Source organism: Desulfovibrio sp. TomC (assembly GCF_000801335.2).
Classification (GTDB): Bacteria; Desulfobacterota; Desulfovibrionia; order Desulfovibrionales; family Desulfovibrionaceae; genus Solidesulfovibrio.
In genome coordinates this window covers 1-18,599 of sequence record NZ_JSEH01000040.1, presented here as the reverse complement: position 1 = coordinate 18,599, position 18,599 = coordinate 1, and the positions used below count along the sequence as shown (strand labels likewise).

Annotated in this window: 14 protein-coding genes and 3 pseudogenes; 16 read left to right on the top strand and 1 reads right to left on the bottom strand. The window is 43.2% G+C overall.

What is annotated here, in order from left to right:
* The 16 genes and pseudogenes from NY78_RS24230 to NY78_RS21005 all read left to right on the top strand — a co-directional run.
* On the top strand, positions 1–682 hold a 682-nt coding region (locus NY78_RS24230; protein ID WP_231584069.1), incomplete at its 5' end, for a helix-turn-helix transcriptional regulator.
* Positions 683–715: 33 nt separating this feature from the next.
* Positions 716–1,372 (top strand): tellurite resistance TerB family protein, encoded by a 657-nt coding sequence (locus NY78_RS24225; protein ID WP_082140174.1) that lies wholly within the window; start codon positions 716–718, stop codon positions 1,370–1,372.
* 97 nt (positions 1,373–1,469) lie between these two features.
* Positions 1,470–3,161 carry a lactate permease gene (locus tag NY78_RS25015; RefSeq protein WP_156181086.1) on the top strand — a complete coding sequence of 564 codons (1,692 nt, stop codon included), beginning with the start codon at positions 1,470–1,472 and terminating at the stop codon, positions 3,159–3,161.
* A 172-nt stretch (positions 3,162–3,333) separates the two neighbouring features.
* Positions 3,334–4,192 (top strand): annotated as a pseudogene (locus NY78_RS25675) (IS3 family transposase); the annotation flags it as partial.
* Between the two features lie 414 nt (positions 4,193–4,606).
* A complete protein-coding gene (locus NY78_RS25005) occupies positions 4,607–4,942 on the top strand; it encodes a hypothetical protein (RefSeq protein WP_156181080.1) in 336 nt (111 codons plus the stop codon).
* A complete protein-coding gene (locus tag NY78_RS24220) occupies positions 4,932–5,927 on the top strand; it encodes a helix-turn-helix transcriptional regulator (protein ID WP_082140172.1) in 996 nt (331 codons plus the stop codon). Before NY78_RS25005 ends, NY78_RS24220 begins: the two co-directional genes overlap by 11 nt.
* Positions 5,928–6,005: 78 nt before the next feature.
* A complete protein-coding gene (locus tag NY78_RS25000; protein ID WP_156181078.1) occupies positions 6,006–6,275 on the top strand; it encodes a hypothetical protein in 270 nt (89 codons plus the stop codon).
* 755 nt (positions 6,276–7,030) lie between these two features.
* Positions 7,031–8,089 (top strand): annotated as a pseudogene (locus NY78_RS25670) (C1 family peptidase).
* A 356-nt stretch (positions 8,090–8,445) separates the two neighbouring features.
* Entirely contained in the window at positions 8,446–9,090 is a 645-nt protein-coding gene (locus tag NY78_RS24200) for a PDDEXK-like family protein (protein ID WP_082140169.1), read from the top strand.
* Positions 9,091–9,101: 11 nt separating this feature from the next.
* Positions 9,102–9,668: a hypothetical protein gene (locus NY78_RS21030; protein ID WP_043640721.1), complete on the top strand. Its 567-nt coding sequence runs from the start codon at positions 9,102–9,104 to the stop codon at positions 9,666–9,668.
* A 206-nt stretch (positions 9,669–9,874) separates the two neighbouring features.
* Positions 9,875–11,010 (top strand): IS3 family transposase gene (locus NY78_RS21020; protein ID WP_156181074.1). Its coding sequence is split into 2 segments (ribosomal slippage): positions 9,875–10,147 and positions 10,150–11,010, totalling 1,134 coding nucleotides; the frame shifts between segments, so codons are not numbered across the junction.
* A 384-nt stretch (positions 11,011–11,394) separates the two neighbouring features.
* Positions 11,395–12,027, top strand: coding sequence for a nucleotide exchange factor GrpE (grpE, locus tag NY78_RS24195; RefSeq protein ID WP_082140167.1), 633 nt, complete (start codon positions 11,395–11,397; stop codon positions 12,025–12,027).
* 57 nt (positions 12,028–12,084) lie between these two features.
* Positions 12,085–13,674, top strand: coding sequence for an Hsp70 family protein (locus NY78_RS24190; RefSeq protein ID WP_082140166.1), 1,590 nt, complete (start codon positions 12,085–12,087; stop codon positions 13,672–13,674).
* A gap of 474 nt (positions 13,675–14,148) precedes the next feature.
* Positions 14,149–15,528 (top strand): Lcl domain-containing protein, encoded by a 1,380-nt coding sequence (locus NY78_RS24185; RefSeq protein ID WP_082140165.1) that lies wholly within the window; start codon positions 14,149–14,151, stop codon positions 15,526–15,528.
* Positions 15,529–15,894: 366 nt separating this feature from the next.
* A complete protein-coding gene (locus NY78_RS24180) occupies positions 15,895–16,647 on the top strand; it encodes a tetratricopeptide repeat protein (RefSeq protein ID WP_082140164.1) in 753 nt (250 codons plus the stop codon).
* A 195-nt stretch (positions 16,648–16,842) separates the two neighbouring features.
* Positions 16,843–17,978 (top strand): IS3 family transposase gene (locus NY78_RS21005; RefSeq protein ID WP_156181072.1). Its coding sequence is split into 2 segments (ribosomal slippage): positions 16,843–17,104 and positions 17,104–17,978, totalling 1,137 coding nucleotides; the frame shifts between segments, so codons are not numbered across the junction.
* Positions 17,979–17,983: 5 nt separating this feature from the next.
* Here NY78_RS21005 and tnpA read toward each other — a convergent pair.
* A pseudogene (tnpA, locus tag NY78_RS21000) lies at positions 17,984–18,337 on the bottom strand (IS200/IS605 family transposase); the annotation flags it as partial.
* Between the last annotated feature and the right edge of the window lie 262 nt (positions 18,338–18,599).

The following is an 18,599-nucleotide window of genomic DNA, read 5'->3' as shown; positions in this document are numbered from 1 at the left end:
ACTCAGTCTGTCTGATCGGTTGATAGTAACGTTTGCATTGAGGCATGTTTGTTCTGTAGGGGAAGGACACGTGGCAGTAAAGGCTCTGCAAGTTGCAAAAAAACTCGCATGTGGGCTTGATGAACCATTCAGGACGCAAGTTGTCGATATATTTAACCAAACTGTGATGCGAGATAGTTGCGGCTGTGATTCAACCACACTCGATACTCTCCAAAGTGCGGTTGCCACTGGTAATCGGCTAAAAATTTATTATCAATCCAGTAGGGATTGGAAGACGACATGGCGTGAAGTTGATCCCTTGAGAGTGTATTTCCTCCAACGATACATGTATTTATACGCTAGGACGCAGGAGAAATCTAGCCCATTTAGGGTCTTCAGGGTAAGCCGGATCAAAGAGATTCAAAAGACTGGGATATTCTTTGACGTGTGTGTCGACGACGGTGGATTTTACAAGAAATTGAGCAATGCCTTCAATTTTTATATCGGAGAGTCTTCTCGCGAAGTGAAGATAAGATTTAAAGGGGCAGTTATTCCATTCGTAGTGGATACAGAGTGGCATCATTCGCAAAAAATTGAATGGGAAAACACTGGTTCAATTATTTTTTCAGTGCAGGTGGCGGAGCCAAAAGAGGTTATTTGGTGGGCCAAACAATTCGATGGTGAAGTTGTTTGTGGAAACTAACGTATAAAGCATGCTTGATGTGGGGGGTATGACATGTCCTATTGGAAGGTTCTGGCTGGTGTTGGAATTGGAATAGGGGCAATTGCCGCAGCTCCATTTACCGGGGGGGGCTCGGTGTTAGGAGGCGCGACTTTGATTGCGTCTCTAACAGGCATAGGGACAATTGCTGCGACTGCTGGTGCTGCAACGGCAGGAGGCTTAATAGGCTACGAAATGGGCTGCTCTGACGAACAAAAAAAGAAGTCTGACAAAGAGACTGCCCGAGCTGAAGGTGTGAAGGCAGGGGAGACCGCCGCAGCAGCTAAATACAGGCAAAAGGTAAGCGATCTTGGTGAACGTCTTGCTAAAAATAATGCATTTGAGCGGAAACTTGTTGGCCTCTTCGCTGTTGGTATGGCTATCGCAAATTCCGATGGAAACATCAGTAATGTCGAGATAAAAGAGCTTGATGCTTTTGTCGCGGGCATTAGTAAAAGTGCTCTTCCTGAGCATGTTAAAAACGATATCGAGCAGTTGCGTAAATATCCACCAGCTTTTTATCCAGCGATAAAGAAAGCTCGTGAATATGACGTCACAGCTGCGGAGATAGATGAGATAATTCAGCTTGTTGCATTGGCTGACGGAGTTGTTAGCCAAGAGGAAAAGCATTTTATCGACAATTGGGAAGCCACTAAGTACCAATTCAACTAAAGTACCGGGTGGCACTCGCCTCCGTACCCGGCTATTTCCCAAGTTACAGATCTGCTCTTAGTCTAATCACAACGGCAGAGAGAGGGAGGTTGTTTCAATGGGTGAGGCTGTTGACCGCTATAAGCGACAGCAAGAATTGCTAAAAGCAGTTCGGGCTAGGCATACCGAAGACGACAAGCTCATTAATTCTAGCTTACTAACAGATATGCCTATCGATGAGAAATCGTTTGCGGTTTTTGAGAGCATGGAAAGACGCCACAAAGAGGATGAACGTCTTATTCTTGAAGAAATTCACGTTCCGGTTAATGAAATCAACAAAATTCTTGAATCAATAAATTCGGCATGGGATAAGAAAAAAATCAACGATTTGATCTTCAGTTGTCAGAGGCAGGTCATTTCGAGTGTAGTTGGCCCTTTCGGTCTTGGCCAGATTGTTGCTGCCTACGACAAAGTTGGAGGGAACGTCGATACGATCCATAATGCTAGATCTGGTATTTACGCGACAGATAATGAAAGGCTGAGATATGATCATCGTGAAGAGTACGATAGTGCTAAGTACCATAGCCACTCTGATTATATTGCAAAGAATAGAACTGTAGCTGCTGAAAAGGCCGAAGGTGTACTTGTTGATGAATATACAGGACGCAAAGTAAATCGAAATGACAATGTTGATCTTGATCATACGATTTCTGCTTCTGAGATTCACAATGACCCGGGCAGGGTACTCGCTGAGAAAAACGGTCCAGACGCCGCGAACTCTTCTTATAATCTTAACGCAACCGAGCGTAGTATCAATCGTTCTAAGAAGCATAAGCCGGCTGGTAGACATCTTGAAGATCTTAATATCAAAAAGGATGTCCGCCAAGCGCGTATTGAGGAACTTGCGGCTAAGACATCTTTGACTGACCAGGAACGCCAAGAATATAATAAGTGGAGAAAATTAGAGGAAGTTGACCATGAGAGGGTTTCGACCAAGGACAGGGAAGCACGCTTAAGTTATGAGAAGACGATCTCTCGTGAGTATTATTCGAGCAGTAAATTTTTCAAAAGCACACTGACAACAAGTGGTGTTGAGGCTTCGAAAATGGGGCTACAGCAAGCCATTGGTTGTGTTATGGTTGATTTTTTTGTAGAAATTTTCGATGAAGTCCAAGATGCGTATAAAAATGGATTCAAAGACGGTGTTGGCAAAGATACTTTCTTTGAAGCGTTAGTTGCACGTCTTCATCACGTTGCAAAAACTGTACTAAATAATTGGAAAAACGTCGTTATCGCTTTGCGTGATGGGGCCATTAGCGGATTCCTGAGCAACATTTTTACGACATTTATTAATGCATTTTGGACAACAGCTAAGCGTGTCGTTCGAATGATCCGTGAAGGCTTCATGTCATTGATCCGAGCTATCAAACTGTTAGTGGTACGTCCCGAAGGAATGACTGCGGCCCAAGCGTCGGATGCCGCCTTAAAACTGCTGGCTTCGGGTGTGCTTACAGGGGTCGGTATTATTGCTGAAGAATATATTGAAAAGGCATTGCTGCCAACTTTGTCAGCCATCCCTGTCTTGGGTTCGTTTGGCTCAGCCATCATAGCTGCACTCACCGGCGGTCTAGTAGGTATTGCCAGTGCGCTGGTGGTGTACTTAATTGATAAAATAGATTTATTTAAAATTGATGCGGACCAACAAAATGCTTTTGTCTTGAGGGAGCTTGATAGTCGTCTTAGTGCTTTAGATCGTGACATCGAAGAAATTTATGACAGGGCGGTTCGTTCGCTGATTTGTTTTTCCTAGTTTTCATAGAGGAGAGCGTTAGGACTTGGGTCGGCGACAACGGTGGTGGAGGATAGGCCGACATGGCTACAGGTCGCCGACTTAGGTCAGGCAAAGTCAGGAGGATGAGGTGGTCGCGGGAAATTGGACAGTCTGCTAAGCTATAGTCCTCAAGCGAGGAGGACGGTTTTCGATGTCCCAGCGACGGAAGTTTTCAGCGGAGTTTAAGGCCAAAGTGGCGCTCGAGGCCCTGTCGGGCGAGTTGACCTTGGCCGAGTTGGCCAGCAAGTACGACGTGCATCCGACACAGATCGCCGGCTGGAAGCGTCAGGCCAAGGAAGGCATGGTGGCGGCCTTTTCCGGAAAGGCTGCGACCGTGCAGAAGGATGCCGCCGCCGAAATCCGGGAACTCCACGCCAAGATCGGCCAATTGACCGTGGAAAAGGATTTTTTAGAGCGAGCCTTCGCCAAACGATGAGTCGCGGGCGAAGGCGTGGGATAGTCGAACGCGGCCATCCCCGACTCAGTATTTCCCGACAGTGCCGCATCCTCGGGCTGGCCAGGTCGACTTGGTATCATCGCCCGAACGGCGAGTCGGCCATGAACCTGGACCTGATGCAGCATATCGACGAGCAGTTTCTGGAGACGCCGTTTTACGGATCGCGCCAGATGCGGCTGCATTTACGGCATCAGGGCATCGTGGTCGGACGTGGACGCGTGCGGCATTGATGCGCAGGATGGGGCTGATGGCGATCTACCAGAAGCCCAAGACCAGTCAGCCGCATCCAGGGCACAAGATCTATCCGTATCTGCTGCGCGGCCTTGCGATCAAACGGCCGGACCAGGTGTGGTGCGCGGATATCACGTATGTCCGCATGCGGCGCGGTTTCCTCTACCTCGTGGCGGTGATGGACTGGCACAGCCGAGCCGTGCTGTTCTGGCGGCTATCCAACACCCTGGACGCCGATTTCTGCATTACCGCCTTGGAAGAGGCCATGAATCGTTACGGGGTGCCGGAAATCTTTAACACGGACCAGGGATCGCAGTTCACTGGTCAGGACTGACCGTGTGAAACTCGTTAGCACTCTGTCTGGACATACCTCTAGACCTATCTCCTAGGGTCAAGAGGGTGTCCGGTCTAAATGGGGGTTACTCCAGCCGGGATGAGAAAAAAGGATTATTGGCAGAGAATAGTCCATAAACTGGGGGTGGTTTCATGAAGGGGCTTTTCCTGACGCTTGCCTTGGTTCTAGTGGAAACGTCCTCTGATGAATTGCCCTCTCTTTTCCTCCACTAGCAAGGATGATAACTCCGTTGGTGGGCAAAAACTATTTTTTCAATAGCAGGCAACATGTTGAAATATTGATATATATTTTGAAATCGCTATGACCTAATCTGTCAAAACCACGTCGTAAGGTCCTCTCAACAAGCACACCTGGCCAACCGGGTGAGGCAAGGAGGACGTTATGAACGATGATACTTTTCTTAAAGTCTCTCTTTCAAGTGAACAATTTGCTCGGGTAAAAAATCTTTTGCATTGCCCTCAGATTTTTGACAAAATTGATGAAAATTTAAGTTCTTTAAATTTAGCTTATATCAATGCCGGGAAAACCTATGCTACAAAGTTTGCCAGAATGTTATTTGACCCATCTTTTAGCCATATCGTTTCATTAGACCATGTTCCAGGTCAGGTAAGTAAAGAAATTTTATCGGGAAATTCTGATTACATGACAGCATCAAAGTTTAACAAGAAGCGCTTGTTAGTCGCAGTTAATTCATGGGGCAATCGAAATGACAATTAACCGCGGTCAAAACGTCATTCGCATAATACAGACATTTGAATTGCTAGCTAGGCCGCAAGGGGCTACCTATGGCGAAATTGCTGAAATATTAGAAGTGCATGAACGTACTGCTCGAAGGAACGTTGATATCATAATGCAGTTAGGAATTGAGATCATAGAAATAGGTAGAGAAGGAAAATTTTCTTACAAGGCAAGTCATGAGTACGTCAGAAAAATTGGCAATACCAAGTTCCCATGCATTTTTTTCTCTGTGCCGGAGCTTATTGCACTTTTTTTGATGAAAACTAACTTTACGATTTTAAATGGGACACAAATTGAAGGATACATTAATAGCGCATTTGAAAAGATTGCATCAATTACTACGCTCAAGGTTTCTGATATGGTAAATACTATTAAAAAAATATATATTAAGAGCTACGATTTTGATAAAGATTATACTGAGAAAGAAAAAATAATTGATATTGTTAATCAGGCAATAATTAAAAAAAAGCAATGCAAAATGTCTTATTACTCGTTTGCAAAAGAAAATATTGCTGAGTACAACATAAGCCCACTTTGTTTTTTTAGTAAGAATGGCGGGTTGTATCTATTTGTCAGATTCGACAATCACAAAGACGTTCGGACGATCGCAGTTGAGCGGATTCAAAAAATAACATTGCTAAACAAGAATTATAAATATCCCCGCGGATTCAATCCTGAAAAATTATTAGAAAATTCTTTTGGAGTTATATTTGACGATCCAGTTTTTGTAAAAATATGGTTTTCATCTAGCCAGGCTAAATACATAGACGAAAGAGTTTGGTCCACTCGTGAAGTTAAAAATTATTGTCCTGACGGGTCGATCATTTTAGAACTAAACACATCAGGTTGGTTTGATGTAAAAAGATGGATATTAGGTTTCGGCGCAGACGCTAAACTACTAGAGCCAAGAGAGCTAGTGGAGGAATTGAGATCTGATCTTCAAAGAGCATTAAATGCCTACTAGTCTCTTTGTAGCCAACAACTTTTTCCAGCGTTATTTGTAAGGCTCAAGGCATAATCATACTTCAAGAGGTGATCGACAATGAACATTGCAGATAAATTAGCAAAAGAATTAACAGAAGAAATTAATGAAATACCTGTTGCTGAACTTGGAGAAATTGTTATTTTAGATAAACTTGGTAATGATTATTTAGACGAACTTTTAAATCAGCCAATTGATGTTTTTGAAGGCCAAGCACAGATGGAAGGTTTCTTGTCAGAGGCTGTTCTCCTTGGGTCATATAATTTAATGCAAAGTCCTGGGGTTATTACTTTATACCGAAATAATATTTATATTTTTTTTGGTCATTAATTGCTAGGTGCCGAAAAAAACTGACATTATACTTAACAAAAGAAGATTTGTGCTGCTTGGCGAGACTTGTTTGCTATAAGACATATTATCATGAGTTGTTTCATTTTAATTGTGACATTCAGCGATACTTATTTGGATCAAAACGTGAGCCACTTTTGGAAGAAGCACTGGCTGTAGCTTATTCAAGAATACGTATAGTCAAAGATCGGTCAGATGGAAGGAATCCATTAAGTCGAATGAACGGCGTTTTGTATAATCTTGCTTTAACTGAAGCTTATAAATATTATTCGCCAGGATATAAAGACTGGCTAAGTTATTCAGGGGAAACTTTTTTTAAGCTAGGCTTTCTGGATTACATACAACCTCCACAATTCTCATTCTTGAGATCCAATGGAATTGAGGTCGAACATCTGCTGCAACAAATTTTTGTCTTCAACAATGGGTTTGTAGAGAGGATCGTTTAAACAATTTAAAGTTACCCCTCCACAACCATTGACGGGATCCAAGGCGAGTCGAGGATTCGATGCGATGCCGAGTAATGCGGAGAGCGATGTCCTGATTTAACAAAAATATACTGCATCTGGGGTGATCTTTGTCATTGTGTTCGCTTGTATTTTGTTAACTAACGACCACCACCTTAAAGGTGTCAAGATTGTTGAATTCAAGTATAGACTTGTCATTTGGTCATAGAACGCGAATAAGTTATTGTTCAGGTGGACGCTATTTTTGAAACAAGTTAATATAAGGCAAGCCACATGCATACTTTTCTTCTTTCGACTTTAATGTGCTTATTGATTACTGTTGATGCCTTAGCAGAATCGAGTCGTGTTGCGTCAATTAATGATGAGATATCCCAGAAAGCTAAAAGTTCATGGAAGGCTGGAGACAACAAATTTACAGGTATGTCCATTGAGGATTTAAAAAAGTGGGCGACCGCTGTCGAGGAAGAGTCTAGTATTCAACCTCAACTAAACGCAAGGCGCAACGTGCCTGACGATGTTGCCTCAGAGGCACCTTCAAGGTTCACTTGGACAGACGTTGATGGAGTAAATTATGTTACGAGTATAAAGAATCAAGGTTCGTGTGGTTCTTGCTGGGCGTTTGCAGTGACTGCTCAACTTGAAACGCTGCTGAGGATATATAACGAGAGATTTGATGAAGCGTCGGCCATGGATTTGTCTGAGCAAGGATTGTTGTCGTGTAACAATGTTAGTGCCGGGACATGTGTAAGTGGATATACTTCTCGTGCGATTAATTTTTACAGAGATGTTGGCGCTATCGAAGAAACCTACGCGCCCTACGTAGAGTCTAAACTAGAGTGCTCGCTTGCACTGCAAGGTACTGACTAATATGGGTCTACTAAGAAATTTAAGCTTAAGGACGGGGTGCTCCAAGTCCCGTGGGAGTATGTAGGGGATCAAGCTACCTATACCATCGCTCTTGTGAAGAAGTATCTAAGAGACTATGGACCGCTCGTTGTCAACATGCGAACTTACTATGATTTTTATTTTTACGAGTCTGGTGTTTATCGCCGTACTAGTGCGGAATATGTAGGGAGTCATGCCATTCTCGTTGTTGGCTATAACGACAATGAGAGATACTTTTTAGTAAAAAATAGCTGGGGGAATGATTGGGGCGAAAATGGTTTTTTTCGAATTTCATATGAAGAACACGTGAGTGTGGACTCAACAGGTACGAAGTTTGGAGGGTATGCTTACTACAACACAGGGGTTTACGGAGATCTGCCTCCCATAGTTAGTCCGCCCAAAAAAATGAATCATATTTCAGCTGTACACGGGTTATTGCTTGATTGATGCTAGTGCTTATTATTGTGCGGCCTAAAACAGTACTCAATGGATGACAACGTCGTGGAGTGTGTAAGTTTAAAACATAGATTGATTGACGTCACCGAGTAAGCGAATCAACTTGGCTTCAAGGCAAACATCTGCGTCACTGGCCACCTCTATGCTGATTACCTTGAGCCGCCGGCCGGGTTGGAAGGCAGCAATCCCCTGGTCTGGGCCGGTGATCTGTCCGTGTCGACCAATCCGCGACCGCAGGTTGTGGGTTTCCTTGAAGGTCAAGGGAGCGTTTGAATATGTGAATAATATTTGACTTCACCTCCGACATGTGACAACAAAAGAATATACTTACTATATGAGGAATAACCATGGAAAGTAATCTTGCAAGTTTCTTTGATGAGTTGTCGTTTCGGTTGGAAGTAGTCAAAGATGCAAATTCAAAGTTAAATAAATTTCTGGCACCAGAGTTTAATTTTTTTAAGCTAATGTATATTGATGAAAACAAAATGTCTGATCTCATCGCTTTTTTATTAAATCCTTCTGAACGACATGGCCAGGGATCAGCTTTTCTCAGTAGGTTTTTAGAAAAACTGTTGGAACAGTCTAGAATATCTCTAGACATTTCAAGAGTAAAAGTGTCGCGCGAATCTCATACTTATAAAATACTTCAAAACCATAGGCGAATTGACATTCTGGTTGAGCTCGGGGCTGTGCTGATAGCAATTGAGAATAAGCTGTGGTCAGGAGAGCAAGACAACCAGCTGGCAGATTATTCAGACCATCTTTCAAGGCTGAGCAATAATAGCTATATAGTCTTTTTGACTCCATCAGGTCATAATCCTAAAACAATTAATACAAACAAAGCTCCGTCAGGAGTCACATTGGTTGTTTGGTCTTACCTCGAGGTCGCGACATGGCTAGATGAATGTAAGACTGTTTGTAATTCGACTAGGGTGTGCTTTTTTTTAGATGAGTTTAAGAATTACATCCTTGAAAATATAATTCAAGGATGAGGAGGTTTGTAATGTTAGCGCCAGAGAAAGATGCAGTCGTTAATTATGCTTTGGCTAGCAAAAGAAACTTAGAAATTGCTTTGAATGTGATAGAATCCAGAAATCAGCTTTTAGTTTCCATTTATGATTCATTCGGACAAAGATTGAAGGATTCTTTTTTTAAGAGCCTTGGCGATAGCTCTATGTGGATATGTAACAACACCTATGCAGAGGAAGGCATGGTGTCATATGCTGGGATTGCTTTTCAGAAACAATCTTGGAGCAATAAAGATATATGGCTAAATTTAGAGGCGCAATCTGGCGGAGTGAGGGACTTTATTATTGGATTAAGCAAGGACAAGGATTTAGAAGGGCTTTTAAGTCAAGCCGTAATTGATGAATTAAATAAAGAAATTGGACCTGGGTCTCAGTCGAAACATTGGGCTTGGTTTCAGAGGGTTAAGCAGTTTAGCGCTTGGGATGACAAGAAAGTTCTTGTGGCGCTTAAATATGATAATGAGCCAGTTGATTATTTTTTAGATTTGTTTTCGAGAATTAACAAAATTTTGATGCCAAGCATTGATGCTTATTGCTCTTGAGAATTGATAAAAAAACCCACGCCGACCACTTTAACATGGAAGGCGTGGGTTTCTTGTTTTGAGCCTAAACTATTTCTTGTTGCCCTTGGTCTCTTTGGCTTCGTCAACAGCTTTCAACAACTCAAGACTGCCAACATTCTTGAGGTGGTCGCGGAAAATTGGACAGCCTGTTAAGCTCTAGTCCTCGATGACGGAGGGCGGTTTCGATGTCCAAGCGACGGAAGTTTTCAGCAGAGTTCAAGGCGAAAGTGGCGCTTGAGGCCTTGTCCGGCGAATTGACCTTGGCTGAACTGGCCAGCAAATATGACGTGCATCCGACGCAGATCACAGGTTGGAAGCGACAAGCCAAGGAAGGCATGGTTGCGGCCTTTTCCGGGAAGGCGGCGACGGCACAGAAGGATAACGCCACCGAGATCCGGGAACTCCACGCCAAGATCGGTCAATTGACCGTGGAGAAGGATTTTTTAGAGCGAGCCTTCGCCAAACGATGAGTCGCGAGCGAAGGCGTGGGATGGTCGAACGCGGGCATCCCCGACTCAGTATTTGCCGGCAGTGTCGCATCCTCGGGTTGGCCAGGTCGACTTGGTTTCATCGCCCGAAAGGCGAGTCGGCCACGAATCTGGAGCTGATGCAGCATATCGACGAGCAGTTTCTGGAGACGCCGTTTTACGGATCGCGCCAGATGCGGCTGCATTTGCGGCATCAGGGCATCGAGATCGGACGTGGCCGCGTGCGGCGGTTGATGCGCAAGATGGGGTTGGTGGCAATCTACCAGAAGCCCAGGACGAGTGCGCCGCATCCCGAGCACAAGATTCATCCGTACCTGCTGCGAGAGCTTGCGATCAAACGGCCGGATCAGGTGTGGTGCGCCGACATCACGTATGTACCGATGAAGCGAGGCTTCCTGTATCTGGTGGCGGTCATGGACTGGCACAGCCGGGCCGTGTTGTCTTGGCGTTTATCCAACACCCTGGACGCTGATTTTTGCGTTGCCGCCTTGGAAGAGGCCATGAACCGCTATGGGGTGCCGGAAATCTTCAACACGGATCAGGGGTCGCAATTCACTGGCCAGGACTTCACGCAGACGCTTAAAGATGCCGGCGTTGCCATCTCCATGGATGGCAAAGGCCGCTGGATGGATAACGTCTTTATCGAGCGGCTATGGCGCTCGGTGAAATGGGAGTGCATTTACCTGCGAGAACTCGAAACCGGCAGCCAAGCTCGCCAAGCGCACGGAAACTGGTTCCACTTCTACAACGAGCGACGACCGCATACGGCTTTTGACGGTCGCCGCCCCATGGACGTATACCGGGAGGGCCACTCGGCCCCCAAGGCGGCATGAGCACCAACCGGACTGGAGCTTAACAACGCCGCCAAACTGTCCAATCAAGCCAGACCACCTCAGTCCGATTTAAGTGCAGCTGCCTAATATCATAATCACGAAGGTCAAATTCTTGTTTCATGTATTTTTCCCCTTGACAACTTGGTTGGCCCAGTTTAATTTTTTGTAAGTAAATGTGCAGTTTTATTTTAGTGACAATTGCGTGAACTATAGGGGTACAAGACTTAGTAACTTTATTTCTGTAGAAAGTTTCACTGCGAAATCATGGTTTTGATTTTTGACGAGTAATTATCTGATTAGATGATCCATTTTTTACTTCAATTTGGCAATATTTTAACTAAACTGATTCTAAATTAACAAGTAGACAACATAGGAGCAGCCAATATGGGTGACAACAACGAAGGAACTGATGAGATTGCTAATGAAACATTGGGCAATGGATTTGAATCCTCCCCAGTAACAGATATATTATCTTCGGGAAAGGATCGAATTAAACGGATTCTCATGTTAACTGAAAGTAACCTTGAATTTGCTACTTTTTTAAAACAAAAATTCATTGAACGGTTTGAATACGATGAAACAAAAGAAAAAGCTTTTGACAAGCTCTACGATGAATTGCAAAGCCAAAAAAACTTAAACAATTTCATTGATCGGTCAATGAAACCACTTCTATTAGATCTGCTTTTGTTTCACGATAGTTTGGCAAGTCTGATCAGATCGATTGAATCTTCCTCTAACGATGGCGATGACTTACTAAATCATGTCAAAAGCCTACTTGATGAATTTCTAGAAATATTGTATAGACAGGAAGTAGTCACTATTGAAGACGAAGATGATATTAATCCTAAAAATCATAGAACAATTCGTGTGATTCCCACGAAAAACTTAAATGAAGATTTTCAAATTGTCGATGTGTTGCGTAAAGGTTTTATTTGGCGGAATAATGTGCTTAGGCCACAGGATGTCACCATTAAACGCTTCGAAAAAACACACACTCCCCAATCTAATAATACGTAGTTCCATCGGTTTGGCCTTCTGAAGCATTCGCCTAAAAACTTTAAAGAGGATCTTGCAATGTCAGATTTTTCTTATGTCTTTGGAATTGATCTTGGCACAACATTTTCTGCAATATCTTATATTGATGAGCACGGCAAACCTGTTGTTATCCCTAGCCAAGAAAATAGGCCGATTACCCCTTCTGTTGTTTATTTTAGTGATGATATGAAATTTTTGGTGGGGGATGAAGCTGTCAACATGTTAAAAGCTGACCCACAAAATACGGTAAGTTTTATCAAAAGACAGATGGGCCGTCCTAACTTTAATTATAAAATTCATGACAGAGCATATAATCCTCAAGAAATTTCTGCTATTATTTTAAAAAAGTTAGCACTTGACGCAAAATTATATTTTTTACAGTTAGGACTTGAAGTCGAGGTTAAAGACGTTGTGATTACTGTACCTGCTTATTTTGGCATGGACCAACGGGGTGCAACAAAAGAAGCTGGTGAGCTTGCAGGTCTTAACGTATTAATGGTTATGAATGAACCAACAGCTGCCGCCCTTGCGTATGGAATTAATAAAATTGGAAAGGACCAGAATGTATTTGTCTTTGATTTAGGCGGCGGGACTTTTGATGTCACGATATTAAGTATCAAAGACAATAATATTTGGATGGTTGCATCAGACGGCGATCCCGAGCTCGGAGGTAAGGATTGGGACGATGATTTACTTTCGTATTGTGCCGAATCATTTAAGAATAAATATCATTCTGATCCGCAGGATGACCCGTATTCCTTTCAAGAGCTTTACGATAGAGTTCTAAAAGCTAAGATATCACTATCAAAAATGGCTAAAACAAATATTGTGGTAAGTCATGATGGGAAAAGAGAAACAATTGAAGTCCAAAGAAAACAATTTGAATCTTTAACGAAAGATCGTTTGCAACAATGCTCACGCCTTTGCAAAAATGTGCTAGAAAAAGCTAATATGTCATGGAGTGATCTTGATACTATTTTGTTAGTCGGCGGATCTACTTACATGCCGATGGTCAGAGAGATGGTGAGAGAGCTTAGTGGGAAAGAGCCCTCAACAGATGTAAACCCTGATCAGTGTGTAGCTATTGGCGCTGCATATCAGGCGAAATATCGTTTCATTGAAGAGGAATTTGCCAAAGCAAAAGAATTACATGGCGAGGTAGCTGCAGTTAGTCTAAAAACAAAACTTCTTGCAGGATTGAAAGATATCAAGATACAAGAATGTGTCGCAAAATCACTGGGCGTTATCCTTCTTGATAATAATTTTGCGGAATACGTTCATGAAATGATTTCTGAACAAACAGACATACCTCATATCGTAAAGGATACTTTCCACTATGCCTATGACCAACAAACCTCGGTTAAAGTTGAGATCACTGAGGGTTTTGGGAAAAAACGTGATGATGTTGCCCTCATAGGCGAGGTTATTCTGGACAAACTTCCTCCCAGGCCCAAAGGGACTCCTTTGGAAGTTTTGTATAAATATAATATCAATAAAACTCTTGATGTTGAAATTGTTGACGTTGAAACAGGAATTCGGACGCAAGGTCAAGTTACTCTGGGTGGTTCGATGAGTAAAGAAGAAAAAAAAGCTTCGCAAGACCATATTTCGATGATGGAGCAGGGATGATAAAGATAACCTTTAAAAAACAAAACCTTTTTTGCGTTCTGAATTTGCAGATAGAGCAAGAATTTTACTCGAAAGAGTCAACTCCTTTAAATTTGCGAACTTAATCCTCTAGATATTGCTAGCATATTTAATCAATATAATCTTTGAACTGTTTTTTTAGTGAATTTTACTATGATTGACAATATTGTTTCCAAGCAAATGCAAACAGGCTGAGCCTCTCCTTTGCAAGCAAAATCCATTGAGCTATCATATCGGAAAAATTGGGTCGCAACAAACTTACTCGGCGGTGAAACCTTGCTAAAAGGTGTCAAAGTCAATTTCTCGGTATAGCATAACTATCGGGCGTTATCCGTAATGGGCTGAATTGATTCAGTCTATTAACTCCGTTCCGGGTTAGAGAATGGCCTAAACAAATTACCTCCTTATGATTGCTCACCCAAAAGCGTGACTAATTGATATTTTTTGGAGAAGTTAATGAGAGACATTAGTCATTATTTTGTTGCGATTGATACTTTTTTGATTGAAGCTCGCCGGGTAGATAGTGATCGAAAATTTAATTATGATTTATATTCATTCCTTGGAGTTGATACCAATGAACCCACACCGATTATCATTGCCAAGCTCAGAGACATAGAAAAGTCCATTCAATGTCTAGTAAATTCAGCAACAAAAAAAGATTTTGCAGTTAAATTTATTCAAGCAATACCAGCTATTGAGGCAATATTCCGTGATGGCCGAGAACAATATAACATATATATTTCTGAACATGATCCCAGAATCATTGAAATAAAAAAAAGTTTAATACTTGCAACATCTGGTCAAAACGACTTGAATGAGGCGCAAAAAAGATGTATTGTAGCAACTGCAATCGACCAAGGTCTGCAACTGTCAAAAATTGAAACTATAATAAGAACTTGGTTGCAATTTAACATCACCACTACTAATGGGAATACTGAACATATTGACTTTGCATCTACGGATGGCGAATTATTTGACAAGACTCTTGAAGATCTAGATACTGCTTTCTTGCGAATTAGCAATTTTTATGTTTTCTTTGTCGCCCTAATCGTAGGCTTTATTTTTTGGATTCCTTTGCACACATGGAGATTTGTATTTGCAACACTTTCGGCATGGTTTTTTTGCAGTTATTTTCGCAAATACTTTTTTTATCATCTTAGCAAACAAAAAAATATTTTTTCTAAACTTTTCCCTTACGCTAGGCTGTGTTTTATTTGTATAATCCTGTCCGTTTTAATGCTTGAAATTTTGCCATACATGGAAAATTTTCATAAAGCTGTTTTTATCCCTTCTGATACGCCTCAACCAAATAATCGAGCACAGATTAAAACTTCACCAAGTTATCCCTCTGAAATCGCTGACAACCTTTCAAAAGGAAAAGTAGAAGCAATCCGACCGTCTGATCAATCGATAGAGACGTCAACATCTAAGGCAAAACCGGTTGCAAGATTCTCAAAAAACAATAAAGGCATTATATATGACAACTTGACCGATTTAGAGTGGGTTGTACTTTCTAGTCAGCCAGTTCCATTCGACAAGGCTGTTAAATTAGTTCAAGGCTTTCAACAGCATAACAACAATTGGAGACTGCCAACAATAAAAGAACTACAATCCTTAATGAACACGGGTAGTGTTGTGCAAATTTGCGATGGTCAATCAGTGACTTTCCATATTAACCCTGTTTTTGAAGTTGGATGCTGGGCTGTTTGGTCGAGCGAAAAGAAAGATCCTACACATGGCTATTATTATACTTTCGGAAGAGGGGTCAAAGATGACATAAATGTAAACGATTGCAATCAATACTGCCCGAAGTTATTTGCAGTCAGAACAAAATAATTGGATTCTTGAATCAGGCGTCGATTTACAAGATTCTTTTGTCCATTAGAATAATATCCACGCCTTTACGCCTACACTTTATTGCAGTGATTTATCCAAAGAAATAAATGTATTTAACAGTAAAACTAATTGGGTGGGATTAATCCAGGCATTACCATTCCAAAAAATATATTTTCATAATATTTTACTTCTACTTCTTCTCAGATAAAAAACTGGCGTGAATCTAAAGATTCCATTAATTATTTACGCATAAGAGCTTTGGCTTAATTGCCGATTTGTCTCAATCATATCGGAATTTATAAACCTAGCCCCTTACCCTTTCACCCTTAATACCTCCCATTCAACAAATAACACTGGAGATTAAATATGGTTTCTATTGAATACAGAATTTTATTTTTAGCTTTAAGTTTTACCATTTTTGCTACTGCTTCGTGTGCGCCGACAACTTTTTCGCAGAAATTTTCTGAAACTTCTGCCCATGAGTATTTTGCCAAAGGGGTTTCTTTAGCTCAAAATCGTAATTTCCAAGAAGCATCTTTTGCTTTTGACAAATCGATACAATTAAACCCAACCTTTTTACCATCTTATTTTTTAGCAGCTTCAACTCAATATTCACTTAACCACTACGGTTCATGTGCTAAATACGCAAGAGATGCGATTGCGATAGACTCCGACTATGCAGATGCCTATGACATCGGCAGCGAATGCCTATATCAGCATGCTAAGTATTCAGAAGCTATTCCACTGCTAGAACATCTTATTACCCTTAAGCCTGGGACTGCTAAAAAAGATTTTTATCAAAGTCCTGTTGACGCTTATTTCCGTTTAGGAATGTGTTACCTTTTTTTAAAGAATTTTGACAAGTCTGTTATATATTTTAAAAAATTTCTAGCTCTCGCAAAGAATGACAATAATTTTAAGGACTTTGTGCAATTTGCTGAAAAAGCTGTTGGCACTTTTGAGAAAGAACTAAAAGCATCTTCAATTAGCGTCAAAGAAAAAAACAAGCATCACATCAACAACGTTCAGAGAACGTCAAACAACCAATCTTCCTCTAAAGTTGATGCAATTTTAGTAGAAGCAAACAAAATACACGACAAAACACGAGTCGTATATTAAAGAATCATTTTCTTAAGCATTTAAGGTGCCATTGATTATTGCAGCCGGGCAGGATGTGCTTCTGTCCGTCTGCAAATAGAAAGTAATTATTCTTCATATTATCAGTTTTTATGAGGAACGGTCGGTAGTGATGACCTTTCCCCCATTAGGTATCCCAGTTAAAAGTTCGTGACGCCGGCCAAGGAGGCCATCGTCATGCGGAAGAGCCGATTCAGCGAGGAGCAGATCATCGGAATTTTGAAACAAGCCGAGGCAGGCATGACGGTTGCCGCTGTGTGCCGCCAGCATGGGATCTCCGACGCGACGTTTTACAAATGGCGGAGCAAATTCGGCGGATTGGAAGTGACCGAGGCACGTCGGCTGCGAGGACTTGAGGAGGAAAACCAGCGCCTGAAACGGCTTGTGGCCGACCAGGCCTTGGACATCCAGGTTCTCAAAGAGGTCCTTGGAAAAAACGCGTAGAGCCCGCCGAACGCCGCTTGGCCGTGCGTCATGCCGTTGAGGCGCATGGTTATTCCGAGCGGCGGGCCTGCCAGTTGATGGAAATGAATCGTCGGACGTACCGGCGAGCGCCTGGCCCGGATCGCGACGCCGACCTGCGCGTCCGGTTGCGGGAACTGGCCGAGGAACGTCGGCGTTTCGGCAGCCCCCGGCTGCACATCCTGTTGCGGCGTGAAGGCGTTGTCGTAAACCACAAGCGGGTCGAGCGGGTGTACCGGGAGGAAGGACTGTCGCTTCGGCTCAAACGGCGCCGCAAGCGCGTCAGTCACTTGCGTGTCGTGCAGCTCGGACCGACCGGACCGAACCAGCACTGGGCCATGGATTTCGTAAGCGATTGTCTGGAAAATGGCCGACGGTTACGCGTGCTCACGGTGGTCGATCTCTTTGACCGGCTCAGCCCGGTGATTGAAGTGGACCACTCCTTGACCGGTCATCGGGTAGCGAGAACTTTGGAACGCCTGAGTGCCGTGGGGCAGTGTCCGGCAATTATCCGCACGGACAACGGCCCAGAGTTTACAAGCAAGGCCCTTGATAGCTGGGCGCATGGGCGGGGAGTCAAACTGGAGTTCATCCGGCCTGGCAAGCCAGTGGATAACGGTCATATCGAAAGCTATAACGGCCGGTTGCGAGATGAGTGCCTCAATGCTCAGACCTTCCGCTCGCTGGCCGAGGCCAAAAGGATCATCGAGGACTGGAGGCAGGATTACAACACCGTGCGCCCCCACAGCGCCCTTGCCGGGATGAGCCCGGAGGAATACCGAAGAGCCGTTAAGGGGGAAAACCCTGAAACCAAGAGTCCGAACTTATCCTTGGTGTACTCGATGGGGTAAGGTCAGTCCAAGCCAACGGTGCTCACGCAGTACCCTCGCGCCCAAAAGTGATACCCTGTCAGATTCTTTGTCCTTCCGAGATACCTCCGGTGGATAAGAATCGCGGACTTTCCTTTGAGCTTTCCCATCGCGTTTGCAACGCTGAACTTGGGCGGTATGCTCAAACACATGTGCACATGGTCAGCAAGAGCATGCCCCTCGACCAATTCCAGCCCAAACTGCTGGCACAACTCCCGGATAATTCCGCCGATCTCTTTTCGAAGTCTTCCAAAGATCGCTTTCTTCCGTTACTTCGGGATGAACACGACGTGGTACCGGCAATACCAGCGTACGTGCGCTTGGCTTTCCCAATCTCGCATAGGCTCTCCTCATCCTTGCCCCGGCGGGCTTGGTTTGGAGAGCCTTCTTTTTCCAACAGAATCAACCCAGGAACGGTCAAACCTTTTGGCGTCACACCGCCAGAGGCGGTGGTTTAACTGTTGGAATTATAGTTTCATTTGTCTTTGCTGAGCGAACTGGCGAGGAATCCTTCCGCTGGCTCTTTATCCCAGACAGTTCTGATCTCCAAACCAACCTGAACCAAATGCGCAGGATGCTGCGCAAACGGACCACACTGAAATG